This window comes from Synechococcus sp. CCY 0621 (genome assembly GCF_019038465.1).
GTDB lineage: Bacteria > Cyanobacteriota > Cyanobacteriia > PCC-6307 > Cyanobiaceae > Cyanobium.
Genome location: NZ_JAFKRH010000014.1, coordinates 64,950 through 88,619, shown reverse-complemented (window position 1 = coordinate 88,619; position 23,670 = coordinate 64,950). Strand labels below are relative to the sequence as shown.

At 72.7% G+C, this 23,670-nt stretch carries 24 protein-coding genes; 8 read left to right on the top strand and 16 right to left on the bottom strand.

From position 1 onward, the window contains the following. The 3 genes from KUG43_RS04320 to KUG43_RS04310 all read right to left on the bottom strand — a co-directional run bounded on the left by KUG43_RS04320 (window position 1) and on the right by KUG43_RS04310 (window position 3,032). Window positions 1-651 (bottom strand): putative antibiotic biosynthesis monooxygenase, encoded by a 651-nt coding sequence (locus tag KUG43_RS04320; protein WP_216906457.1) that lies wholly within the window; start codon window positions 649-651, stop codon window positions 1-3. Between the two features lie 69 nt (window positions 652-720). Then, window positions 721-2,241, bottom strand: coding sequence for a PhnE/PtxC family ABC transporter permease (locus tag KUG43_RS04315; RefSeq protein WP_286194400.1), 1,521 nt, complete (start codon window positions 2,239-2,241; stop codon window positions 721-723). Window positions 2,242-2,261: 20 nt separating this feature from the next. Beyond that, window positions 2,262-3,032, bottom strand: a complete 771-nt coding sequence (locus KUG43_RS04310; RefSeq protein WP_216906455.1) for an ATP-binding cassette domain-containing protein — start codon at window positions 3,030-3,032, stop codon at window positions 2,262-2,264. Between the two features lie 125 nt (window positions 3,033-3,157). Between KUG43_RS04310 and KUG43_RS04305 the strand changes: the two genes are divergently transcribed. The 3 genes from KUG43_RS04305 to KUG43_RS04295 all read left to right on the top strand — a co-directional run bounded on the left by KUG43_RS04305 (window position 3,158) and on the right by KUG43_RS04295 (window position 5,239). Next, the gene (locus KUG43_RS04305; protein ID WP_216906453.1) at window positions 3,158-3,529 is read left to right on the top strand and encodes a DoxX family protein; all 372 of its coding nucleotides are present in this window, start codon (window positions 3,158-3,160) and stop codon (window positions 3,527-3,529) included. 91 nt (window positions 3,530-3,620) lie between these two features. Next, a complete protein-coding gene (locus KUG43_RS04300) occupies window positions 3,621-4,529 on the top strand; it encodes a cation diffusion facilitator family transporter (RefSeq protein ID WP_216906451.1) in 909 nt (302 codons plus the stop codon). A 44-nt stretch (window positions 4,530-4,573) separates the two neighbouring features. After that, on the top strand, window positions 4,574-5,239 hold the full coding sequence (locus KUG43_RS04295) for an SDR family oxidoreductase (RefSeq protein ID WP_216906449.1): 666 nt from the start codon (window positions 4,574-4,576) through the stop codon (window positions 5,237-5,239). A 4-nt stretch (window positions 5,240-5,243) separates the two neighbouring features. On the opposite strand, the gene KUG43_RS04290 is transcribed toward KUG43_RS04295, so the two are convergent. Beyond that, window positions 5,244-6,323 (bottom strand): ChaN family lipoprotein, encoded by a 1,080-nt coding sequence (locus KUG43_RS04290; RefSeq protein WP_216906447.1) that lies wholly within the window; start codon window positions 6,321-6,323, stop codon window positions 5,244-5,246. A gap of 104 nt (window positions 6,324-6,427) precedes the next feature. Continuing rightward, window positions 6,428-7,375 (bottom strand): putative selenate ABC transporter substrate-binding protein, encoded by a 948-nt coding sequence (locus KUG43_RS04285; RefSeq protein WP_216906445.1) that lies wholly within the window; start codon window positions 7,373-7,375, stop codon window positions 6,428-6,430. A 106-nt stretch (window positions 7,376-7,481) separates the two neighbouring features. Here KUG43_RS04285 and mnmH point away from each other — a divergent pair, with 106 nt between their 5' ends. Next, entirely contained in the window at window positions 7,482-8,522 is a 1,041-nt protein-coding gene (mnmH, locus tag KUG43_RS04280) for a tRNA 2-selenouridine(34) synthase MnmH (protein ID WP_216906443.1), read from the top strand. Here the strand turns inward: mnmH and selD are convergent. Genes selD through KUG43_RS04250 form a run of 6 tightly spaced genes read right to left on the bottom strand, consistent with a single transcriptional unit; the run spans window position 8,519 to window position 15,665 of the window. Then, window positions 8,519-10,600, bottom strand: coding sequence for a selenide, water dikinase SelD (gene selD, locus KUG43_RS04275; protein WP_216906441.1), 2,082 nt, complete (start codon window positions 10,598-10,600; stop codon window positions 8,519-8,521). The two genes, mnmH and selD, sit on opposite strands and share 4 nt — an antisense overlap. After that, window positions 10,597-12,303: a SulP family inorganic anion transporter gene (locus tag KUG43_RS04270; protein ID WP_216906439.1), complete on the bottom strand. Its 1,707-nt coding sequence runs from the start codon at window positions 12,301-12,303 to the stop codon at window positions 10,597-10,599. Before KUG43_RS04270 ends, selD begins: the two co-directional genes overlap by 4 nt. 19 nt (window positions 12,304-12,322) lie before the next feature. Further along, window positions 12,323-12,658, bottom strand: a complete 336-nt coding sequence (locus tag KUG43_RS04265) for a hypothetical protein (protein ID WP_216906437.1) — start codon at window positions 12,656-12,658, stop codon at window positions 12,323-12,325. A 54-nt stretch (window positions 12,659-12,712) separates the two neighbouring features. Beyond that, window positions 12,713-13,657 (bottom strand): sodium:calcium antiporter, encoded by a 945-nt coding sequence (locus KUG43_RS04260; RefSeq protein ID WP_216906435.1) that lies wholly within the window; start codon window positions 13,655-13,657, stop codon window positions 12,713-12,715. Window positions 13,658-13,698: 41 nt separating this feature from the next. Then, a complete protein-coding gene (locus KUG43_RS04255) occupies window positions 13,699-15,114 on the bottom strand; it encodes a glycoside hydrolase family protein (RefSeq protein WP_216906433.1) in 1,416 nt (471 codons plus the stop codon). Then, window positions 15,114-15,665, bottom strand: coding sequence for a hypothetical protein (locus KUG43_RS04250; protein WP_216906431.1), 552 nt, complete (start codon window positions 15,663-15,665; stop codon window positions 15,114-15,116). The genes KUG43_RS04255 and KUG43_RS04250 overlap by 1 nt, the downstream gene beginning before the upstream one ends. A gap of 125 nt (window positions 15,666-15,790) precedes the next feature. Between KUG43_RS04250 and katG the strand changes: the two genes are divergently transcribed. Further along, the gene (gene katG / locus KUG43_RS04245) at window positions 15,791-18,013 is read left to right on the top strand and encodes a catalase/peroxidase HPI (RefSeq protein ID WP_216906429.1); all 2,223 of its coding nucleotides are present in this window, start codon (window positions 15,791-15,793) and stop codon (window positions 18,011-18,013) included. Between the two features lie 103 nt (window positions 18,014-18,116). Here katG and KUG43_RS04240 read toward each other — a convergent pair whose 3' ends face one another. Further along, entirely contained in the window at window positions 18,117-18,383 is a 267-nt protein-coding gene (locus KUG43_RS04240) for a hypothetical protein (RefSeq protein WP_216906427.1), read from the bottom strand. A gap of 88 nt (window positions 18,384-18,471) precedes the next feature. On the opposite strand from KUG43_RS04240, the gene KUG43_RS04235 reads away from it, so the two are divergent. After that, window positions 18,472-19,839: a DUF6880 family protein gene (locus KUG43_RS04235; protein WP_216906425.1), complete on the top strand. Its 1,368-nt coding sequence runs from the start codon at window positions 18,472-18,474 to the stop codon at window positions 19,837-19,839. A 51-nt stretch (window positions 19,840-19,890) separates the two neighbouring features. Further along, a complete protein-coding gene (locus KUG43_RS04230; protein ID WP_216906423.1) occupies window positions 19,891-20,862 on the top strand; it encodes a hypothetical protein in 972 nt (323 codons plus the stop codon). On the opposite strand, the gene KUG43_RS04225 is transcribed toward KUG43_RS04230, so the two are convergent. The 3 genes from KUG43_RS04225 to KUG43_RS04215 are packed head-to-tail and all read right to left on the bottom strand — an operon-like array spanning window position 20,850 to window position 22,732. After that, a complete protein-coding gene (locus KUG43_RS04225; RefSeq protein ID WP_216906422.1) occupies window positions 20,850-21,164 on the bottom strand; it encodes a TehB family protein in 315 nt (104 codons plus the stop codon). The genes KUG43_RS04230 and KUG43_RS04225 overlap by 13 nt on opposite strands. After that, window positions 21,154-22,389 carry an RNA polymerase sigma factor gene (locus tag KUG43_RS04220; protein WP_216906420.1) on the bottom strand — a complete coding sequence of 412 codons (1,236 nt, stop codon included), beginning with the start codon at window positions 22,387-22,389 and terminating at the stop codon, window positions 21,154-21,156. The genes KUG43_RS04225 and KUG43_RS04220 overlap by 11 nt, the downstream gene beginning before the upstream one ends. Window position 22,390: 1 nt before the next feature. Then, window positions 22,391-22,732, bottom strand: a complete 342-nt coding sequence (locus tag KUG43_RS04215; RefSeq protein ID WP_216906419.1) for a YciI family protein — start codon at window positions 22,730-22,732, stop codon at window positions 22,391-22,393. Window positions 22,733-22,854: 122 nt separating this feature from the next. Between KUG43_RS04215 and grxC the strand changes: the two genes are divergently transcribed. Continuing rightward, window positions 22,855-23,121: a glutaredoxin 3 gene (gene grxC, locus KUG43_RS04210; RefSeq protein ID WP_216906417.1), complete on the top strand. Its 267-nt coding sequence runs from the start codon at window positions 22,855-22,857 to the stop codon at window positions 23,119-23,121. Here grxC and KUG43_RS04205 read toward each other — a convergent pair. Continuing rightward, window positions 23,118-23,567 (bottom strand): VOC family protein, encoded by a 450-nt coding sequence (locus tag KUG43_RS04205; RefSeq protein ID WP_216906415.1) that lies wholly within the window; start codon window positions 23,565-23,567, stop codon window positions 23,118-23,120. The two genes, grxC and KUG43_RS04205, sit on opposite strands and share 4 nt — an antisense overlap. Window positions 23,568-23,670 lie beyond the last annotated feature (103 nt).

Sequence of the window (23,670 nt, the reverse complement as noted above, 5' to 3'; positions counted from 1 at the left end):
TCAGAGGGGAAGGGGGAGGATGAGGGGGCTCAGGTGCTGGTGGCGGACAGGGAGCGGAACAGCAGCAGCATCAGCCAGGCTCGCCAGGATCGCCGTCAGCGTGAGCCGCTGGCCACGCCGGCTGCTGGTGCCCTCCAGCCACGGCCGGCACAGCCGGCTCACCCAGGGCACCAGCCACCAGCCGGTGACGGCCACGCTGCAGACATTGGCCAGCAGCAGGCCGCTGGGACCATCCAGCGGCAGGGGCCGGAGCAGCACCAGCAGGTTCACCTTCCACACGGGCACCCGGCGGCGCACCGCTTCCCCCAGCCAGCGGGCATAGCCGTCCCAGTCGCCGTCCCCGGCGTAGCGGTAGCCGCCGCGCTCGGCCGGGCTGAGCAGGTTCCGCCGCTCCGGGCTGTCCATCCAGCCCAGGAAATCGACCAGGCTGGCGAAGGTCAGCGCCGATTCGTAGAGCAGCTCGCCGTTGTCGGCCTGGCCCAGGGACGTGGGCAGGCTTTCCTCAACGAAGCCCGGGTAGCCACGGGCCGCGGTCCGCAGCCGTTCCTCCAGCTCCAGGAAGCCGGTTCGGGCCGCCGGCGGGACGCGATGCAGGAACCGGTAGTGGAAGCGTGGGTCCGGCAGGTCGGGACTGGATCGCGTCGGAGGCATCGCAGCGGCACCGGGGCCGGCTCACCTTGGGGCATCCTCCGGGGGAGTGCCACGCCCGCGGGCGACCCATCAGGCCGCCCGCAACCAGCGGTGCCGGGCCCGGTCGCTGAGGTCCTCGCCGGCCAGGGTGAGCAGGGCGTAGACCGCCACCAGCGCCAGCAGCTGGTCCCAGGCAAAGGAGCTGAGGCTCTCCAGCAGCTGGCTGCCCAGCCCGGTCGCCCCCACCAGCCCCACCACCACCGATTCCCGCAGGATCACATCGGCCCGGTAGGCGCCGTAGGCCAGGTAGGGCCGGGCCAGGGCGCTGAAGCGGCCGTAGAGCAGGGCCAGCCGCGGCCCGCTGCCGCCGCAGGCCATGGCCTCCTCAGCGGCCGGGTCGGTGGCGTCGACACTCTCCAGCAACAGCCGCCCCAGCACCCCCAGGTTGTGGAAGCCCAGGGCCAGGGCGGCGGTGATCACCCCTGGCTGCAGCACGAACAGCAGAAGCAGGGCCGTCAGCGGCGGCGGCCACAGGCGCCCCAGGGCCCAGAGCAGCCGCAGCCCCTGCCGGGCCCAGCCCACCGGCGCCACGACGAGCAGCAGCAGCGGCGCCAGCCCCACCGCTAGGCAGGCCGCCAGGACGGTGAGCAGCAGGGTGCCCCCCACCAGCCGCGGCCAGGGCAGGGCCGCGGTGGTGGCCCAGTCGCCGCCGCCCAGGCCGGGCAGCGGCTGCCAGTTGAGCAGGGCCGCCGGGTCCACCCCCAGGCCGCGGCCCACCAGGGCGCAGAGGGGCAGCAGGGCCGCCAGGGCCAGCAGCATCTCGCGGCTGCGCTCGCCCACCCCGCGCCGGGCCAGCACGAACCGGCCGGGTACCAGCCAGCGCCGCCGCAGCAGGCTGATGCCCGCCTCCAGGGCGAGCATCACCGCCAGCAGCAGCCACAGGCCGCTCCAGAGTTCATGGAACTGCAGCGACTGCAGCGTCAGCTTGAGGTCGGTGCCGAGGCCCCCAAGGCCAAACACCCCCAGCAGGGTGGCGCTGCGCAGGGCGCACTCCAGGCGGTAGCCGCCGTAGCTGAGCACCCCCGGCAGCAGGGCGGGCCCCAGGGCCGTGAGCAGGGCCGCCGGCGCCGGGGCGCCCGCCGCCCGCAGGGCCTCCAGGCCGGTGGTGGGCAAGGCATCGAGCAGGTCGGACAGCACCCGGGCCACCAGGGCGCCGAAGGGCAGGGCGATCGCCAGCACCGCCACCGCCGGCTGCAGCCCCACCAGCTGGAGCAGCAGCAGCCCCCAGATCAGCTCATGGATCGCCCGGGGCAGGGCCAGCAGGCGGCGGATCAGCTCCGCCGGCACGCCGCTGCCCGTCAGGGTGCGCCACACGGTGCGGGAGCTAGCCACGCCCAGCAGCAGGCCGAGCACCAGGCTGCCGGCCCAGCCCAGCAGGGCCATGCCGACCGTCACCCCCAGCCCCTTCAGCAGCGAGGCGAGCACCACCGGATCCAGCGAGGGGGTCACCGCCGCCAGCGCGAAGCTGCCGATCAGCTCCCAGCCACCCCCGTGCAGCAGCGGCGGCAGCAGGACGGCCAGGGGCACCAGCACCAGGGCCGGCAGCAGCATCAGCAACGGCGCCGCCGGTTTCAAGGTGTCTCGCAAGGCGGGGTACCCCCGTAGAGGTCCGCCAGCAGGGCCTCGCTGACCTGCCCCACCGGCCCGTCGAACAGCACCCGGCCGTCCTTGAGGCCCACGGCCCGATCGAAGCCGTCGAGCAGGTCGGGCCGGTGCAGGCTCAGCAGCAGGGCCCGGGGGGCCGCCGCCTGAGCCAGCAGCAGGGCCAGCAACTCGCCGGCCAGGCGCGGATCGAGGCTGGCCAGGGGTTCATCGGCCAGCAGCAGGGTGGGCTCCTGGCGCAGCAGGCGGGCCATCGCCACCCGCTGGCGCTGACCGCCGGAGAGGGCCGTCACCGGTTGCTCCAGCAGGGCCGGATCCAGATCCATGGCCCGCAGGGCCGCCGCGCAGGCGTCGGTATCCAGCGGCAGCAGCAGGTTGAGCAGGGCCCGGGGCCAGCCCCAGCGGGCCAGGCGGGCGGCGTTGAGGTTCTGCTGGACGGTCAGCTCCTCGATCAGGCGCAGGTCCTGCCAGAGGGTGCCGATGCGGGCCTGCTGGCGCCGCCGGCCGCGGCGGGAGCGGGCTGGGGCCTGCCCTTCCCAGAGCACCGTGCCCGCCGCCGGCGCCAGCAGGCCGTTGGCCACCGCCAGCAGGGTGCTCTTGCCGGCGCCGCTGGCCCCCAGCAGCGCCACCCGCTCCCCGGGGCCCAGGCTCAGATCGACGTCCTCCAGCCGGGGCCGCTCGCGGCCGCGGACACAAATGCCCCGCAGCGCGAGCACGGCAGTGGGGGGGCCGGCGGCCATGGGAGACGTCAACAGCAAAGGCTCGATCCAGATTGCCAGTCGTCAGGCCTTGGCCCCTTGGTGCGTCAGGCCCGGGGGAACCCCAGCAGAATCAACCCATCGCCCCCCCGCACCCGCCGCCACCGATGACCTCCTCCAGCGGATCCAGGCCCTCGCTCCTCGATGGCATCGCCCGGGTGCTGCTCTGCCTGGTGTTTCTCCACGCGGTGATCGGCAAGCTGACGGGCTTCGCCGGCGTGGCCGGGATGATGGCCGGCCGGGGCCTGCCGATCGCGCCGGTGCTGCTGGCGGCAGCCATGGTGCTGATGGCCGTGGGTTCGGTGCTGGTGATCAGCGGCGTCCGGGTGCGGCTCGGGGCGATCCTGCTGCTGCTGTTCCTGGTGCCCACCACCTTGATCTTCCACAACGATGTGAGTGACCCCCAGGAGCGGATCGCGCTGTTGAAGAACCTCTCGATCATGGGGGGCCTGCTGCTGGTGGCCGAACGGCGCCCCTGAACGGTCCAAACCGCGACCACACGCGACGCCGTGGCCAGCCTGGGCGAGCATGGCCGGGCGGCATCCTGCTCCGGCCTCCCGGTCCGTTTCCATGATCTTCGCGTCGGCCCGCGCCTACATCCTTCTGTCGGTGGCGGCGGCGGTGGCCACCATCGTGCTCAAGACCGCCGCCTGGCGCTACACCGGCTCGGTGGGCCTGCTCTCGGATGCGATGGAATCCGGGGTGAATCTGGTGGCGGCCCTGGGGGCCTTCTGGGCCCTCAGCCTGGCGGCCAAGCCGGCCGACCGCACCCACCACTACGGCCACTTCAAGGCCGAGTACTTCTCCAGCGGCCTGGAGAGTGTGCTGATCGTGCTGGCGGCCCTGGCGATCATCCACGCCGCCGTGGGGCGGCTGCAGGCTCCTGAGCCCCTGGAGCAGCTGGGGCTGGGCATGGCCCTCTCCCTGGTGGCCACCCTGCTCAACGGCGTGGTGGCCTGGGTGCTGCTGAGGGCCTCCCGCCACTTCCACTCGATCACCCTGCGGGCCGACGCCCACCATCTGTTCACCGACGTCTGGACCTCCGCCGGCGTGCTGCTGGGCATCGGCCTGGTGAAGCTCACCGGCCTGACGATCCTCGACCCGCTGATCGCCATCGCCGTGGCGCTCAACATCACCCTCACCGGCTGGAATCTGCTGCGGGAGACGGCCACCGGCCTGCTCGACCGCTCGCTGCCCATCGACGAACAGGAGAAGCTGGAGGCGCTGCTGGCCTCCCATGAATCGGAGGAGATCCGCTTCCATGCCCTGCGCACCCGGGTGGCGGGTTCGCGCCGCTTCGTCGCCCTGCACGTGCTGGTGCCGGGCCGCTGGACCGTGCAGGCCGGCCATGACCTCTGCGAGCGGCTGGAAGAGGAGATCGCCGTCGCCTTGCCCCGCAGCGATGTGCTGACCCACCTGGAGCCGATCGAGGACCCCAGGGCCTGGGAGGACCAGGGGTTCCGCTGGGAGGAGGGCTGAGCCCCATACGATCCAGCCAGCCGTCGCACCACCACCCCGTCCCCATGGCCACCGTTCTGATCACCGGCACCAACCGCGGCATCGGCCTGGAGTACTGCCGCCAGCTCCAGGCCAGGGGCGACACGGTGGTGGCGGTCTGCCGCACCCCGTCGCCGGAGCTGGAGAGCCTGGGGGTCCGCATCGAGGCGGGGATCGACCTCACCGACGAGGCCGCCATCGACGCCCTGGTGGAACGGCTCGGCCCGCTTTCCATCGACGTGCTGATCCTCAACGCCGGCCTGCTGGAGAGCACCAGCCTGGACAACCTCGATGTCGAGAGCCTGCGGCGCCAGTTCGAGGTGAACGCCATCGCCCCCCTGCGGCTCACCCAGGCCCTGCTGGGCCATCTGAGCCAGGGCTCCAAGGTGATCCTGATGACCAGCCGCATGGGCTCGATCGACGACAACAGTTCCGGCGGCGCCTACGGCTACCGGATGTCGAAGGTGGCGCTCTGCATGGCCGGCAAGTCCCTGGCCATCGACCTGCGCCCCCGCGGCATCGCGGTGGCCCTGCTCCACCCCGGCCTGGTGCGCACCCGCATGACGGGCTTCAGTACGCAGGCCATCACCCCCGAGGAGTCCGTGCGCGGCCTGCTGGCCCGCATCGACGCCCTCAGCCTGGAGACGAGCGGCACCTTCTGGCACGCCAACGGCCAGCTGCTGCCCTGGTGAGGCCCTACGGCAGGGCCAGCTGCAGCTGCAGGGGCTGCCCCGCCCGCCGCAGGGTGAGGCCCAGGGGCCGGCCCACGGGGTGCGCGGCCACCCGCTCGATCACCTGACGGGCATTGCTCACCGGCTGGCCGTCGATCGCCGTGATCCCATCGCCGACCCGCAGGCCGGAGCGCTCCGCCAGCGAGCCGGGGGCCACCTGGCGGATCTCCACCCGGCCGGCGTGGGTTTCCAGGTACACCCCCAGCCGCAGGCCCGCCGGCGGTGGCGTCACCACCCCGTACACCGCCGTCGCCAGAGCCGGCTGCAGCACCGCGCAGTCGAGGTTGTCCTCCCAGGGCAGCAGCCAGGCCGCCTCCACCAGGCCCAGGGCCCGCAGCTGATGGGGCACGCCGTGGCCGCCGGCCAGGTGGCCGTTGCCGATCAGGGCCACCACCGGGGCCCCGGGGCGCCGGCGGCGCTGCTCGGCGATGGCCTCGGCCATGGCCCGGTCCCACAGCAGCTGGCTTTCCACGAAGCGGCCGAAGGAGGGATCCTCCAGCCCCGGCATCCCCTGGCCCTTGCTGGGCAGGAAGGGATGGTGTTGCCAGAGCCGGTGCAGCTGGGCCCGGTAGGCCGCACTGGCCGGGGCCGGTCGCCCCACCCCCTCCCGCTCGCTGGCGGGCACCGCCGCGAACCCCTCGGCCCGCACCCGCCGCACCAGCCGGCGCTCCACGTTCAGGGCCAGCAGCGGCACGCGCCGGTCGCGGGCGAAGCGCAGGATCGGCAGGTAGAGGTCGGCGTCGTAGCCCCAGATGGCCGGCCAGTCGAGGGCGTCGAGGAAGGCGCGCTCCTCCAGGGTCCCGGCCACCCAGCGGTCGAGCACCGGCTGCAGCCGGCGCGGCACCATCTCCAGGCCGAGGCTGAGGCCGGGGCTGCGCTCCTGCAGCGCCTGGAGCGTGGCCAGCTGCCAGCGGTGGTGGGCGGCGCTGTCGTGGCGCTCCCCCAGCAGCACCACCGGACGCCGGGCCAGGCGATCGAGCAGCTCGCTCGCCGCCACCGTGCGGGGACCGGCGGCGCTGGGCTCCACCCAGGCGCCCGCGGGCACACAGGCGCTGGCGGCCGCGGCCCCAGGCGCCCCCAGCAGGGCGGCCAGGCCCAGGGCCAGCCCGGCGGCCCCGGTGCTGCGGCGGTGCCAGCGGCCGAGGGGGATCAGCGGATCTTGCCGATCTGACGGCCCACCTTCTCGATGGGGCTGTAGGCCGCCGCATTGGCGGGGATGAACCGCTGGGCGCCGAACAACGCCAGCACCTCCTTCTGCCTGGGGTTGGTGGGGCGCCAGCTGAGGATCGCCGACCTCATCTTGGCGGTGAAGCCCTTGCCGAAGCGCTTGTCGAGATCGGGCTGGGCAATCCAGTGGTAGTTGGGATAGCCGGGGGTTTTCCAGATCGGCACCACCTTGGCGCGGTTGACCTTGCCCTCGCTGAGGCTGCTGCGCCAGACCTCTTCGCTGACGGCGCCGGCCTGGTAGGCGCCGCTCTGCACCAGGGCGATCGTGGCGTCGTGGCTGCTGCTGAAGCCGGGGGCACCGCCGGCGAAGTCGCTCAGCTTGACCCCGGCCTGATTCAGATAGAACTGGGGCATCAGGCGGCCGGAGGTGGAACTCTCCGAGCCGAAGGTGAAGCGCTTGCCCTTCAGCTCCGCCAGCCCCTTGACGTTGCTGATCGGCTTGAGGCCGCTGCTGGTGTTGGCGATGAAGACGCTCTGGAACGACGCGTCGATGTCGCGCTGGGCGATCACCACGGCGCCGGGCTTCTGCAGGCGCGCCTGCACCCCGGTGAGGCTGCCGAACCAGACCAGATCCAGGCCACCGGTGCGGAACGCGGTGACGGCGGCGGCATAGTCGACCACCGGCACGTAGACCACCTTCACCCCCAGCTGACGGCTGAGTTCATTGGCCACCAGCGGGTAGAGCCGGTTGAGCGTCTCGGGCTTCTGGTCGGGGATGGCTCCGATGCGCAGCACCTTCTGGCTCTGCTGGGCCGCCGCCGGAGCCAGCAGGCCGGGAAGGGGGGCGGCGGGGGGCGCCAGCAGCGGCAGCAGCGCCAGCGACACCCCCATCAGGGCGGCGCTGGCGGTGGAGCGGATCCGGAGATGCATCGGGAAGGGCTAGGGGTGTCGGCCGTTGCTCCACTATGGCCATCAGGTGGGTGCCGACCCCCGGCCTTCGTCATCGCCAGACGCCCCCGTCCCTGCCGCGAGCCCCATGGCGCCCTGCCTTCCCATCGATGCCTTCCTGACGGCAGGCGGCGCGGTGCTCGACGTGCGCACGCCGGCCGAGTTCCGCCAGGGCCACATCCCCGGGGCCGCCAACCTGCCCCTGTTCAGTGACGCGGAACGGGCCGAGGTGGGCACCCTCTACAAGCAGCAGGGCCGCCAGGCCGCCGTGCAGCGGGGCCTGGCCCTGGTGGGTCCACGGATGGAAGCCCTGGCCGCCGAACTGCTGGCCTGGAGAGAACGCTCGGCCGGGGCGCCCCTGCGGCTGCACTGCTGGCGCGGCGGCATGCGTTCGGGCAGTGTCGCCTGGCTGGCCCAGCAGCTGGAGCTGCCGGTGCTGCTGCTGGAGGGGGGCTACAAGAGCTACCGGCGCTGGGTGCTGGAGCTGTTCGAGCGGCCCTGGCCCGTGCGGCTGTTGGGGGGACGCACCGGCAGCGGCAAGACCGAGCTGCTGCTGGCCCTGCAGGGGCTGGGGGCGGCGGTGGTGGATCTGGAGGGGCTGGCGCACCACCGCGGCAGCAGCTTCGGCGGGCTCGGGCTGCCGGAGCAGCCCAGCAGCGAGCACTACGAGAACCGACTGGCCGCCGCCCTGGCCCCCCTGGCCGGGGCGGAACAGATCTGGCTGGAGGCCGAGAGCGCCATGGTGGGCCGCTGCCGCATTCCCGCCGGCCTGTGGCGCCAGATGAAGGCCGCGCCGGTGCTGGCGGTGGAGCGGCCCCTGCAGGAGCGGGTGGCCCATCTGGTGGCGATCTACGGAGCCCAGGATCCCCTCGCCCTGGCGGAGGCCACCCGGCGGATCGCCAAACGGCTGGGACCCCAGCGCACCGCCCTGGCCCTCGAAGCGATCGAGCAGGGCGACTGGGCCACCGCCTGCCGGCAGATGCTCGACTACTACGACCGCTGCTACGACCACGACCTCGATGGCCATGTCTGTTCGGCGGTGGATCTCGGCGGTCTGGCGGCGCCGGAGGCCGCCCGCGAACTGATCAGCCGGGGGCTGGTGACGTTGCAGCAGCCCCCCTCCAGCTAGACCACCCGCCCGATCACCGCCGCCGCCCCGAAGCCGGCGGCTGGCAAGGCCGCCAGGACCGCGGGCGCCGCCGCCGCCGGCAGCGCCGCCAGCAGCGGTCCGCAGGTCTGGGGATCGATCAGCAGCCCCGCCAGGGCGGCCGATGCCGCGAGCCGCACGGGACCCTCCAGCAGGGCCAGGGCGGCGGCGTTGGCGGGGGCCAGGGTGCTGGCGTAACCCCGCTCCAGCAGCTCCAGGGCGCCGTCATAGGCGGGGATGGCGGCGGCCTCAAGTTCCACCGCCACCCCCGCGCCGCTGGCCGCCAGCATCTCGCCGAGGTGGCCCAGCAGGCCGAAGCCGGTGATGTCGGTGCAGGCGCGGCAGCCGTGGGCGGCCAGCAGCGGCACCAGGGGCGCCTGGCTGCGCTGCATCGCCCCCAGCAGCGCCTCGATCCAGGCGGGCGCGGCGGCGCCGGCCATGGCGGCGGCGAACAGCACCCCGCTGCCCAGGGGCCGGCTCAGCAGCAGGACATCGCCAGGGCGCAGCGGCCCCTTGCCCCAGTGGGCCGCCGGCGCCACGCGGCCGTTCACGGTCAGGGCCAGGGCGAGCCCCGCCCCGTCGCGACCCTCCAGGGTGTGGCCGCCGACCAGGGCGGCCCCGAGGGGCTCCAGCACCGAGCACACCCCGGCCAGGGTCTGCAGCAGCAGCTCCTCCTGCACGGACGCCGCCGCCTCCGGCACCGTCACCAGGGCCTGCACGCTGTCCACGGCGGCGCCGCTGGCCCAGAGGTCGCTGCAGGCATGCAGGGTGGTGAGCCGGCCGTTCAGCCAGGGGTCGTCCACCAGGGCGGGGAAACCATCGACGCTCTGCAGCAGCAGGCTGCCGTCGACACAGGTGGCCACGAGGGCCGCGTCTTCCGGCGCCGGCGCCCGGCCGCCAGGGTCAAGCCTGGCCAGGGCAGAAGCCAGGGGGGCGGCCCCCAGCTTGGCGGCACAGCCACGGCAGACCATGGCGGCCGCGGCCATCGGCTGGAGGGCGGCGAAGCGGGCCATGAAGGCCCGGTCGATGCGCTGCTTCCAGCGCCAGATCCAGCCTGAAGGCCCCATGGCCACGGGCCCGAAAAAGGCCAGGGCCCGGGGGCCATCGGCCTGCCAGCCGCCGTCGCCCAGCAGCTGCAGGGCCCGCGCCTGGGGCCGCCAGGGCCGCAGCGACCTGGCGGGCTCGGCCAGGCTGCGGCGCAGATTCTCCGCCAGCACCGGGGCCGCCCGCACGGCCCACACCCCCGAGGGGGGCCGGGGATCGGCGGCGATCAGGCCGCAGTCGCCGCTGGCGAACAGGGCCGGATGGCCGATCACCGCCAGGCTGGGGTGGGTCAGCACCCGGCCGCTTTCGGGGTCCACCGGCAGGCCGGCGGCCGCCAGCCAGGCGGGGGCGCGGCTGCCGGTGCAGGCCAGATCGGCCGGGGCCTCCGCCGGGGCCCGCCGTCGGATCGGGATGGCGGCCTGGGCCAGCAGCCGTTCGCCGGCCCGGTTCGCCGCCCCCGAGCCCAGGTGCAGGGACTCCCCCTTGAGCAGCAGCTCGCAGGCGATCCCCCGGGCCCGGAAGGCCAGGGCCAGCTCCACGGCGGCGGCCCCGCCCCCCCGGATCACCAGGGGTTCGCCGGCGTTGCGCCGCTCCGCCCAGGCCAGGAAGGGCTCCAACGGCTTGACGGCCATCGCCTCCCCCGCCGACCCTGCCGAGGTGGCGGTCACGGCGCCCAGATCGAGGCTGAGCCGGTCGAAGCGCAGGGGCGGACGGCCCGCCAGCCGCAGCTCCCGGGCCGTCGGATCCAGCCCGGTGATCTCCGCCTGCACGAACACGACCCCGGCCAGGATGCAGAGGCGGCGCAGGTCGATGGCGGCGGCCTGCAGGGGTTCCAGCCCGGCCACCACGGCGGGCAGCAGGCCCGAATAGAGGGCGGTGCCGTGGCGACTCACCAGGGTGATGCGGGTGTGGGGCGGCCGCGTGCGCGGGCGCATCAGCCAGCGCCGCAGCACCAGCACGTGGCTGTGGCCGCCCCCCGCCAGGATCAGGAGGTGGCGCTCGGGAGCGGCGTTCATGGGCTGGGCGCCGGGACCACCCTGGCCTGGAAGGCCGCGATCGCCGTGGGCAGGGTGGGGAAGAACAGGCGCGCCCCGATCTTCTCCACCAGGCCGGCCCGTTCGAGCTGCGAATAGAGGTCCTGCTTGACCCGAACCAGCGCGAACGTGATGCCCCGGGCGGTCAGCTCCCGCTGCAGCTCCTGGAGCACGTCGGCCGCCGTGATGTCGATCTCCACGATGGCCTCGGCATTGAGCACGAACCAGGCCACGGGCTGGGACTCGGCGGCGATCGTCTCCAGCACCCGCTGGCGGAAATGCTCGGCGTTGGCGAAGCAGAGCGGGGCATCGAACCGGAACAGCACCAGCCCCGGGATGGTGCGCGCCCCCTCCCAGTCGCGCACGTCGTGCAGGCCCGCCAGACGGGGCACGATCCCCATGACGGCGTCGTGGGGGCGCACCAGGCGGGCGAACAGATCGATCACCGACAGCCCCACCGCCAGCGCCACGCCGGTGAGCAGGTCGGTGGCCAGAACCCCCACCAGGGTGATCAGGGCGAGGCGGAATTCGCTGGGGCGGAAGCGGTAGAGCCGCAGGAATTCGGGGATGTCGATCAGGCGCAGGGCGGCATAGATGACGATCGCCCCCAGCGCCGCCGTGGGGAACAGAGCCAGCACCGGCCGCAGCCACAGCAGCACCGCCAGCACCACGGCCAGCGCCACCAGGGAGAACAGCTGGGAGCGGCTGCCGAGGGAGTCACCGATGGCGGTGCGGCTGCCGCTGCTGCTGACCGGAAAGCCCTGCATCAGGCCATTGCCCAGGTTGCTGGCGCCGAGAGCCAGCAGTTCCTGGTTGGCATCGATGCGGTACCCGCCGCGGGCGGCGAAGGCCCGGGCCGTGAGCACGTTGTCGGAATAGCCAACCAGGGCAATGCCCACCGCCGCCGTCAGCAGATAGCGCAGCTGGGCCGGCGACACCCCAGGCGGCAGCGCCGGCTGGGGCAGTCCGGCCGGAATGGCGCCGATCACGGCCACGCCGCGCTGATCAAGGTGGCCCACCGCCACCACCGCCATCGCCAGCAGCACCGCCAGCAGGGGGCCCGGGGCCCGGGGGAAGCGGCGCTGCACCAGCAACAGGAACACCAGCACCCCGAAGGCCAGCAGCAGGGTGGGCCGGTGGATCTCCCCCAGCCGGCCCAGCAGCTCCAGCAACTGGGCGGGGCTGGAGTCGGCCTGCAGCTTCATGCCGCTGATCCGGCCCAGTTGGCCGCCGATCATGATCAGGGCCACGCCGCCCAGGTAGCCCACCAGGATCGGCCGGGAGAGCAGATGGGCCAGGAACCCCAGCCGGGCCCAGGCGCCGGCGCAGCAGACCAGTCCCACCAGGAGGGCCAGCAGGCTGCAGAAGCCGGCGTAGGCGAGCGGGTCCCCCGCCACCAGCGGCCCGACCGCAGCGGCCGTCATCACGGCGGTGGTGGACTCGGGCCCCACCGAGAGCTGGGGCGATGACCCCAGCAGGGCATACAGAAGAAGCGGCGGCAGGATCGCCCACAGCCCCGCCACCGGGGCCAGACCGGCCACTTCGGCGTAGGCCATGCACTGGGGCACCAGGTAGGCGGCCACCGTGACACCGGCCAGCAGATCGGGCCGCAGCCAGCTGCGCTGGTAACCCAGCAGCTGCGCCAGGCCCGGCAACACCTTGGCCAGGCGTTCGCGCGGCTCCATCAGCGTCCCCCGTGGCGGCTCATTTGCGGCGCAGCGGCAGCACCTGGCTGGGGCAAAGGTCCTTGTCCTCCTCCACGCCCTTCATGCCGGCGAGCACCCCTTCCAGGTCGTCCTTGGTGGAGGGATCGCCGCTGATGATGTCCAGCTGCGCCTGGGCCAGCTTGGCGCGGGTGGCGGTGGAGATGAAGCCGTCCTTTTCCAGGTTGCAGAGGGCACTCATGTAACCGGAGCCCACGCCCACCATCACCATGAACTCCTCCCGGGGGCTGAGCTCCCCACCCTGGGGCTGGGCCTCGGCGAGCCGCGGCGTCGTGTCGAGGAGCGCCAGGAGCATCAGGGCGAAGGAGGTGGGCATGCCGGAGCCATGGCTTTGCCGTCAGGGTAGGGGCGTACCACAGTCCGCAAAACCTCAACCGATCAGCCCTCGGCCACGCACGATCGCCAGGACATAAACGCCGTACAAGGTCAGCAGCAGCCAGCCGCGCCGGCGTTGCAGGATGTCAGACCCTTTGGGGAGGATCAGCAGCAACAGCGCCGCGAGGCCGAAGCCAAGGACCAGCTGCACCTCCTGGACCGGTACGGCGATCGGGGTGATGGTGGCGGCGACGCCCACCACCCAGAGCCCGTTGAAGATGTTGCTGCCGAGGATCGTGCCCAGGCCGACCTCAGCGTGGCCCCGCCACGTCGCGATCAGCAACGTGGCCAGCTCCGGCATCGAGGTGCCGATCGCCACAAGGGTGGCGCCAACCAGGAAGGCATCGATGCCGAAGGACTGGGCAAGACCCCGGGCCCCCAGCACCACCAGCCTCCCGGCGACCAGCAGAAGCCCCAGGCCGACGACACAGAACAGGACGGCAGTCCACCCGCGCCGCTCCCCCCGAACCACTTCGGCGACGCTGCGTTGCCGACGCACCTCCAGCACCACGCCCGTCATCCAAAGAAGGAAGACAACCAGAAGCAGGGCGCCATCCAGCCGCGAGAGGCTGCCGTCGAGAAGCAACAGCCCTGTCAGCAGCGGGCCGGCCAAGGCCACCGGCAGATCGCGACGGGCGCTCTCCGCAGGCATGCGCTGGACTGAGATCGCCACCGTGAGGCCCAGGATCAGGGCCACATTGACAACGTTGCTTCCGAGGGCATCCCCCAGCGCGATCTGGGGCTTGCCTTCGAGCGCCGCCATGGTCGCCACCGACAACTCCGGGCTGGATGTGGCAAAGGCCGCCACCGTGGCCCCGACGATCCCGGGTGAGAGGCGTGCCCAGTGGGCCAGGCCCACGGCGCCACGCACGAAAAGCTCCCCGCCCACACCGGCAGCCAGGACGCCGGACCCGAGGAACAGAAGGTCAGCGGTCGCCATGGGGACTCCGATGGCTGGACAGGGAGCGTATGGCGGCTGGCTCAGGCCTCCTGGTACACCGACACGTAGACGGTTCCCTTCTCCACGAGCGGCAGCAGCCTGTCGCGCAGATCCTCGTTGTGCAGCCGCACGCAGCCCAGGGTGGCGTGGAGGGGCTGGCGCGGCGCCCAGGCCCCGGGCCAGCCGCAGGCGGTGCCGCCGCCGTGCACCATGATCCCGGCCCGGCCGAAACGCCGCTCCTGCATCTCCAGATCCTCCAGATCGAAGCTGTACCAGCCATAGCTGCAGCGGTCGGCGGAGTAGGTGGGGCTGGGATCCTGCTCGTAGTCCCGGTAGACCTTCTTGGCGATCCGGTAGACGCCCGGCGGCGTGTCGGTGGAGGTGTCCCGGTACTGGTCCTCCCGGCCCTGACCGCGCGCCAGGGCCGGGATCTCCCAGAGCAGCCGGCCCTCCACGTCATAGGCCCGGGCCGTCTCGCTGACGTCATTGACCACCACATGGCTGTCGGATCCGCTGAAGCCGAAGTCCTGGGGGGTCTTCTTCGGGCCCACCAGACCGGGCAGGGTGAGGGAGGGGGGGGCGGCCGCCCGCTCTGGCACCGGCATGGCTCGGGCCGCTGCAGCGGCCGGAGCATCAACCTCCTGCTTCAGCCGCTGCTCCCAGGCTTCGCAGTCGGCCGGGGTGCGGATCTCCCGCTCCGCCTGGGCGCAGGCGGCGGGGGGCTCCATGCCGCCCCACACCAGCCCCTCGGCCCGGCGACGCCGGCCCAGCCCCACCTCCACCGTCTCGCCGGGATTGCGGTAGAGCATCAGGGCCGCGGGAACGGCCCCCCAGCGGCGCTCCCGCAGGTGCCGATCCAGGGTGTCGTGGTACCCATCCCCGTGGAAATGGGCGCCGTTGTTGTAGGCGAAGCTGCAGAGGGCGGCCCGCTGCCGATCCCCCATCTCCGCCCAGAAGGGGATCGTGGCCTCGAGCACCTTCCAGAACCGCTCGCGGCAGTTGTGCCCGTAGAGCGCGTCGGCCTGCTCCTGGGTGATCACATCCCCCAGCCGGATCGGGGAGCCGTCCTGGTAGAAGGTGCTGCCCCAGCCGATGGTGATCGGGGCACCGCCGGTGCGGGGATCGGGGTAGGCCTGGAGCCGGCAGCCTTCGTAGTAGTGGTTGAGCTCCGCCACCTCCGGGGGCAGCGCCCCCCCGCCGGACGCCGGCAGCCAGGCGTCATCGGGAACGATGAAGCGCACGGGGTTGAGATAACGCTGCTCGCCGTCCGGCAGCGGCACCGTGCCCCCAGGACAGGTGTAGGGCCCCGCCAATCGCACGATCGCCAGGTCTGTGCCGGGGGCCGGCCGCACCCAGGCCACGGCGATGCGGGAGCCGGCCGCCACATAGGAATCGGCATCGGCGGCGGCGGGGCTGGGGCTGAGCCCCGCGTCCTGGCGGGCGGTGATGTACGGCATCAGAGGCTTCCCCCCAGCCGGATCCGTTCCAGGGGCGTCAGGGCCGGGGCCGGCGGAGGCACGGGGGTGGCTGCGCTGACCTGGATCGGGGTGCGGCTTCGCTCGATCTCGGCCCGCAGCCGCTCCACCTCCTCCAGCAACGGACGCAGGCGGGGATCTTCCGTTGGAGTGGGAGTGAGAGTGGCGGCCGCAGCGGGCTGGCGGTCCATGGAGCCGGAGACAGCGTCGAGCACCAGCTCGCGCAGGCCGGAGCTCTTGAGGTCACCGAGGCGCTGCTCGGCGAACTTCTGCAGCACCTTGGGGGCGAAGGCCGCCAACAGGAAGGCGAAGCTGATGACGATCCCGGTGTCGTCCCGGGGCGGGGAGGTGAGCGTCTCCTGGCCGGACGAATCCCTGGTCAGCATCGGCGCGCTGCGCACCATGGTGACCGCGGCGAAGCCGATGGATGCCAGCAGGGCCAGCAGACACATCAACCGCATGGCGGACCGGTTGCCTGGGGATTCCTCCAGAAACCCGGTCGTCGATCCGGCGGCACGGGTAGGGGCTGTCATGGGGGCGCCGAATGGCACGCACGGGCTGGTCTCATTGTGAGCCGATCCACCCGGGTGTCTCCAGGACGTCCGGTTTCTTGATCTCGATCCCACTCCTACATTCGGAACCTACGCAGTAGCGGCGGATGGAAGGACTCTCCCCCGAGGCCGGTGCCAACTCCGGTGGCCAATGCCCCTTCCTGCACGGCACACTCCGCGGCAGTACGGCCGGGGCTCGCTCCAACCGGGACTGGTGGCCGCGGCAGCTGAACCTGGCGGTGCTGCATCAGCACTCGCCCCTGGTCGATCCCATGGGCGGCGGCTTCGACTACGCCGCGGCGTTCCGCACCATCGACCTGGAGGCCCTGCGGCAGGACCTGTTCGCGCTGATGACCAGCTCCCAGGACTGGTGGCCGGCCGACTACGGCCACTACGGGCCGTTCTTCGTGCGCATGGCCTGGCACAGCGCCGGCACCTACCGGATCCACGACGGCCGCGGCGGCGCCGGCTGCGGCACCCAGCGCTTCGCCCCCCTCAACAGCTGGCCCGACAACGGCAACCTGGACAAGGCGCGGCGGCTGCTCTGGCCGATCAAGCAGAGGTATGGCAGCGCCCTCTCCTGGGCCGACCTGATCATCTTCGCGGGCAACTGCGCCATTGAATCGATGGGCCTGCCCACCCTGGGCTTCGCCGGGGGCCGGCAGGACGTGTGGGAGCCGCCGATCGACATCGACTGGGGCCCGGAGACCGAATGGCTGGGGGACAAGCGCTACAGCGGCGACCGCGAGCTGGAGGATCCGCTCGGTGCCGTGCAGATGGGGCTGATCTATGTGAACCCGGAGGGGCCCAACGGCGAACCCGATCCCCTCGCCGCCGCCCGGGACATCCGCGAGACCTTCGCCCGCATGGCGATGGACGACGAGGAGACCGTGGCCCTGATCGCGGGGGGCCACACCTTCGGCAAGTGCCACGGGGCCGGTGATCCAGACCTGGTGGGGCCGGAACCCGAGGCGGCCAGCCTGGAGGAGCAGGGGCTGGGCTGGCGCAACCGCTTCGGCAGCGGCAAGGGTGACGACACGACCACCAGCGGCCTGGAGGGCGCCTGGACCGCCAACCCCGTGCAGTGGGACGGCGGCTACTTCGACAACCTGTTCGGCTACGAGTGGGCGCTGGAGAAGAGTCCGGCCGGGGCCTGGCAGTGGCGGCCCACCGATCCGGCGGCGGCGGACACCGTGCCCGATGCCCACGACCCGTCGAAGCGCCACGCGCCGATGATGGCCACCACCGATCTGTCCCTGCGGGTCGATCCGGCCTACCTGGAGATCTCCCGGCGGTTCCATGCCAACCCCGAGCAGCTGGCGGAGGCCTTCCGCCGCGCCTGGTTCAAGCTCGTGCACCGGGACATGGGGCCCCGCTCCCGCTACCTGGGCAGCCTGGTGCCGGAGGAGGTGATGCCTTGGCAGGACCCGATCCCCGCCGTCGACCATCCCCTGGTGGACGCTGGCGACATCGCCGCCCTCAAGGGGCGGATCCTGGCGGCGGGGCTGCCCGTTTCCCAGCTGGTGGCCACCGCCTGGGCCGCGGCCGCCAGCTTCCGCGGCTCCGACAAGCGCGGCGGCGCCAACGGCGGCCGCCTGCGCCTGGCCCCCCAGAAGGACTGGGAGGTGAACCAGCCCGCCAAGCTGGCCCGGGCCCTGGAGACCTTCGAGGCGATCCGCCAGGCCTTCAACGGCTCCCACCACGACGGCAAACGCATCTCCCTGGCCGATCTGATCGTGCTGGGCGGCTGCGCCGCGGTGGAGGAGGCGGCCCGGCGGGGGGGCCACGCGGTGGCGGTGCCCTTCACCCCCGGGCGCATGGATGCCTCCCAGGAGCAGACGGACGTGGCCTCCTTCGCCGTGCTCGAGCCGAAGGCCGACGGCTTCCGCAACTACCTGCGGCCGGGCCTGCCGGCCGCCGCCGAGGAGCTGCTGATCGATCGGGCCCAGCTGCTCACCCTCACCGCCCCGGAGATGACCGCCCTGGTGGGGGGCCTGCGGGTGCTCGATGCCAACCACGGCAAGTCACGCCACGGGGTCTTCACCCATCGCCCCGAGACCCTCAGCAACGACTTCTTCGTGAACCTGCTCGACATGGGCACCACCTGGACGGCGACCTCCGAGGCGGAGGACAGCTTCGAGGGCCGCGACCGCCATACCGGCGACCTGCGCTGGACCGCCAGCCGCGTCGACCTGATCTTCGGCTCCAATGCCCAGCTGCGGGCGATCGCCGAGGTGTACGCCGCCGCCGACGGCGCGGATCGCTTCGTGCGTGCCTTCGTGGCCACCTGGACCAAGGTGATGGACCTGGACCGCTTCGAGCTGGGGTGACCCCCTGAGACCGTGGGAGCCATGAAGTGGTGATACGGCGCACCCGCCGCGACTCCGGATGCGCGGGCGAGACCAACAGGCGTGCGTCGCCGACCAGGCACCCTCACGGTTGAACAGGAGGGCGAGCCGTCCGCCGATGCTTCCGACATTGGCGGTTGACCTCGAACTGCCGCACCCGAGCATCAAGCGGGACCTCCTCCAGTGGATCCTGGACAGCGAAGCCGGCATTGTTGACGAGGCCCACCTGGGGCGCGCCGGCGAGGGCGGCATCGCGTTCAGCCATGGCGGCCAGGCGGGAGTCGTTGTCGGTGACGTCGAACAGGAGCGGGTGAAGGAGAGGGGCCTCGGGCTCCACCCTGGGCAGGGACAAGGTGAGGTGGACCGGTGCTCCCTGCCGCAGCAGAGGCCCATCCGGGCGCCACGATGGAGCAACGCCACTACCCCGACGGCGGTGCGCTTTGGCCAGCAAGCTGACCCTCAACGCCCAGAACCTCGAAACCCTCGGTGCCAGGCGCCTGGCGGAGCTGCTGATCGAGCTCAGCAGCGGCAATGCCGCGGCCAAACGGCAGCTGCGACTGGCGCTGGCGGCGGGCAGCAGCCCGGCGGAGGCCGCGAGGGAAGTTCGCAAGCGGTTGGCCAGCATCGCCCGCTCCACCACCTACGTGGACTGGCGCAAGCGCAAGGCCCTCGTGGCCGACCTCGACAGCCAGCGCTGCGCGATCACCGGGCCGATCGCCGAAGCCTCCGCCGCCGAAGCGGTGGAGCTGCTCTGGCGCTTCCTGGATCTTGCCGATGGGATCTACGAGCGCTGTGACGACAGCAGTGGCACGGTGGGCGCCGTCTTCGAACGGGCCATCGACGATCTGGCCCGACTTGCCAGAGCCAGCCAGATGGATCCGATCGCCCTGGGCGAGCGCTGCCTCGAAGCAGTGCATGACAACGGCTACGGGCAGTACGACAATCTCATCACGCTGCTGGCGCCGGCCCTGGGCGAGGCGGGGCTGGCGTACCTGCAGCAACAGCTCGCCGCCATCGGCCCCGACGTGAGCTACAGCAGCTCAACTCTGGCCCTGCAGGCCATTGCTGACGCCCGCGGCGACGTCGATGCCTACCTGGCCACGTTCGATGCCCGCGCCCGCCGGCAGCCGGCGATCGCGGCCGAGATGGCCCGGCGACTGTTGGCCGCGGGGCGGCCCGAGCAGGCCCTGGCGCTGCTGAATGACGCGGACACCGCTGGCCGGCGCTGGGTGGACGAGGCCTGGGAGCAGTCCCGCATCGAAGCGCTCGAGGCCCTGGGGAGGACGGAGGAGGCCCAGGCCAGCCGCTGGAGCCATTTCGAGCGCTCGCTCTCGCTGGACCAGCTGCGCGCCTACCTCAGGCGACTGCCGGATTTCGAGGACGTGGAGGCGGAGCAGCGGGCCCTAGCGCTTGCTGCCGACCATCCCAGCGGCCTGCAGGCCCTGGCCTTCCTGCTGCAGTGGCCCGCGGTTTCCGAGGCCGCCGCCCTGGTGCTGCGGCGCCACAGCGAGTGGGATGGGGAGAGCTTCGAGCTGTTCAATGCCGGCGCCGAGCGGCTGGCCGGCCGCCATCCCCTGGCCGCCAGCCTGCTGCTGCGACGGATGATCGATTTCGCCCTCGACCACGCCCGGGTGAAGCGCTACAGGTACGCCGCCCAGCACCTGCACAGCTGCGCCCTGCTCGACGCCGCCATTGATGATTACGGCGAGCACCCGACCCACCGGGCCTACGTGGCGGAACTGCGCGAGCGGCATGGACGCAAGTGGGGGTTCTGGCAGGACGTGGACCCTCAGGACCCCAGCGACTAGCGCCTGACGTCGGTCCGGGCCTCCCTCAGGCGGAACGCCTACATTTCAGCCATGGGCCCGCTCCTCTCCGCGCAACCGCCCCCGGAACGCCGCGAGGCCATCGGCCGGGCCGGCCTGGGCAGCCTGCTGGCCATCGCCGCCGAGGGCGGGCCTCCCAGCCCGATCGCCCTGCGCACGATCACCGCCATCCGGGACCACCTGATCCGGCTGCCCATCCCCCTCGATTCGCTGGCCCCTCTCACGCCGGAGCAGCTGGCGGCGGCGGTGCCCGAGAGCGAATGGCGTCAGCGGATCCTGCGCGGCATGACCGTGCTGGCCCTGCTCGAGGACGAGCCCGGTGAGGCCCGCCTTGCCCGGCTGGAGGCCACGGCCCGGGCGCTGCAGATCGATGCTGCCCCGGTGCAGGCGTTCCGCCACGTGCTCGAGCACCAGTTCAACCTGGTACGCCTCGACATCGCCCGCCGCAGCTTCCAGCGGGGGGCCGCCGCGGCCTACCTGCGCGATGAGGGCCCCGCCGGCGCCCTGCAGATCGCCCGCTCGATCCTGAAGCGGGAGGATCCCGCCCTCGCCCATCGGTACCGGGCCCTGGCGGACTTGCCCCACGGCAGCCTCGGCCGGGCCTACCTGGCCTTCATCGATGCCAACGGCTTCAGCGTTCCCGGCGAGCTGGGCGGGCCGCCGCCGCCGGTGGTGCGCCACGACTGCTGCCACGTGCTCGGCGGCTACGGCACCTCGGCGAGCGAAGAGTGCGGTGTGCTCGGCTTCCAGGCCGGCTTCGGCCGCAACGACCCCTTCTTCACGATCCTGTTCGCCCTGGCCCAGTTCCAGCTGGGCATCGGCTCGACCCCGGTGACGGCGGCCGAAACCGGCCAGGCCGATCCGGAGGTGATCTTCCGCGGCCTGGAGCACGGCCTCGGCGTTACCCGCGACCTGATCAGCGACTGGGATCCCTGGGACGACTTCCCCCTGCCCCTGGAGGAGGTGCGTCGTAAGTACGGCATCCGCCCGCGTCAGGCGGTCTGAGGCGCCGACGGGAGCGGCGGCTCCGCTCGGTGGAACTCCACGTAGAACCGCACGCCGGGGCCGGGCTCGGCCTGGTGCCGCTGGGTGGGTGCCACGATGCCGGGCCGTTCGGGCGTCAGCAGCACCAGTTCCTCGTGGGGCTCCAGGAACCGGAACGGCAGCGAGCCCTCCAGCACCACGACCCGGGCCCACACCCCCGCTCGGGTGCTGTGCTGCGCCCGCAGACCCGCCGGCACGGTCTCGGCGTCGAAGGTGGGCGTGCGTTTGTAGGGCGTCAGGCCACCGGGCAGATCAGAGCGCATAGGTGTCTGCCCGTAGCCGCAGGAACGCTCGCACGGCCGGATCGTCCGTCAGGGCGATGGCGCGCCGGTAGGCCTGCCGGGCCGCGCCGGCCTGGCCGGTGCACTGCAGCAGGTGGGCACGCAGCGCCCACCAGGGCTGGTGCTCCCGCAGGGCCGGCTCGGCGGCCGCCAGAACGTCCAGTTCGGCCAGGGCGACGGCCTGGCCCGCCAGCTCGGCCAGCACGGCGATCCGGCTCACCCGGCCCCCCGCACTCGGGGCCAAGGCCAGCAGGGCGTCGTAGAGCCCCAGCAGGGCCGGCCAGTCGACCGCGCCGCTGACGGCGCGGTGGGCATGGAGCGACTGGATCGCCGCCTCCAGCTGGAAGCGCCCGGGCCGGCCCGCCTGCGAGGCCTCGGTCAGGGCCGCCTCGGCTTCGGCGATCAGGGCGGCATCCCACTGCTCCGGCTCCTGCTCCAGCAGCGGCACGTAACTGCCGTCGGCGGCCCGCCGGGCCCCGTGGCGCGCCTCGCAGTGGAGCAGCAGGGCGAGCAGGCCGCGGGCCTCCGGCTCCTCGGGCAGCAGGGCGGCGCACAGCCGCGCCAGCAGCACCGCCTCCTGCGCCAGCCCCCGGTTACGGGCGTCGCCGCCCTCGCCATTCCAGCCGGTGGTGTAGGCGGCGTAGATCGCCTGCAGCACCGCCGCCGAGCGGGCCGGCAGCGCCTCGACGTCCGGCAGCACGAAGGGGATGCCGGCGTCGCGGATCTTGGCCTTGGCCCGCACCAGCCGCTGGCCCATGGTGGCCGGCGCCACCAGGAAGGCCGCCGCGATGCGGCTGGCGGTGAGGCCCAGGACGGTCTGGAGCATCAGCGGGGCCTGGAGGCCCGGATCGATCGCCGGGTGGGCGCAGAGAAACAGCAGCCGCAGCCGCTCGTCGGGAATCTCCATGGCGTTCTCAGGCGTTTCCGGATCCAGGCCGGGGGCCGCGGCGTCCAGCTCGGGCAGCAGCTGCTCCAGGGTCCGGTCGCGGCGGGCCCGGTCGATCAGACGCCGCCGGGCCACCACCAGCAGCCAGGCTTCGGGGGCCCGGGGCACCCCCTCGCTGGGCCAGCGCCGCAGGGCGGCGAGGAAGGCATCGCCGAGGGCGTCCTCCGCCGCCGCCACGTCGCCGCAGCGGGCGGTGAGCCAGGCCACCAGCTTGCCGAAGGACTGGCGTGCCGCCAGCTCCGCCGCCCGCCGCCCCTCCATCTCAGGGGGCTTCCATGGCGAGCACGGGCCGGACCTCCACGGCGCAGCGCTCCGCCGCCGGGCAGCGGGCGGCCCAGGTGAGGGCCGCGTCGAGGTCGGGCACATCGATCAGGAAGAAGCCGCCCAGCTGCTCCTTGCTATCTGGGAAGGGCCCGTCCTGCACCTGCCGCTCCCCATGGCGCAGGCGCACGGTGGTGGCGGTGTGGGTGGGCTGCAGGGCCTCGCCACCGGCCATGTGGCCGGCCTCGGCCAGGGCCCGGGAGTAGGCGGCATAGGCCGGCATCAGGCCGGGACGGTCGGCGAAGTCCTGCTCGCTTTCGTAGATCAGAACGGCGTACTGCATGGTGGGGACTCAATAGGTTGGTGGGGGACACACTCCCGAAGGGCCTGCGTCATCTCCATGACGGACGGCGGGCCGCCATTTCGACAGAATCAATCCATTCCGCCCCACCCCGTGTGCCCTCCATGCCCAAGGTCGAGATCTACACCTGGCGCTTCTGCCCGTTCTGCATCCGGGCCAAGCAGCTGCTGGACCGCAAGGGCGTGGCCTACGAGGAATACGTGATCGACGGCGACGAGGAAGCCCGCGACGCGATGGTGGCCCGGGGCAGCGACGGTCGGCGCTCCGTGCCCCAGGTCTTCATCGACGACGCCCATGTGGGGGGGTGCGACGACCTCTACACCCTGGAGCGCCAGGGCCGCCTGGATGCCCTGCTGGCCGTCGCCAGCTAGGGGGCGGCGCCCCCCTTCCATTCCGCCAGCTCCACGGTGATGCCCTCCGGACCGCGGAGAAACACCAGCTTGCGGTGGTGGAACTCCATGACCGCGTTGCGGAGCGCGACGCCACCGGCCTGCAGCCGGGCCACCGTGGCCTCCAGGTCGTCGACGGCGAAGCAGATGTGGTTGAACCCCACCCGGGCCAGGTTGTCCATGGCCGGCTCGGGGAGGGGGTCCGGGTGGCGGTAGTGCAGCAGCTGCACCTCCAGCCGCGGCGTGGCCCCTGCCAGCACGAGCGTCACGTGGTCCGCCTCAATGCCTTCCACCCCCATGTAGTCGGCGAACTGGGGCCCGCTGATCAGCACGGCCTTGTCCTCGACGAAGCCCAGCAGGCCGAAGAAGCGCCGGGCCGCCGCCAGGTCCCTCACCACGATCGTGACGTGGTCGATATGCCGAATCATGGGCGCTGCCTCGCTCCGCCGCTGGCCCGATTCTCGCTGTGCCCGTCGCCACTGGGATCCGGACATGGCCCCAGCCCCCCACCCATGGAGCCCAGCGGCCAGA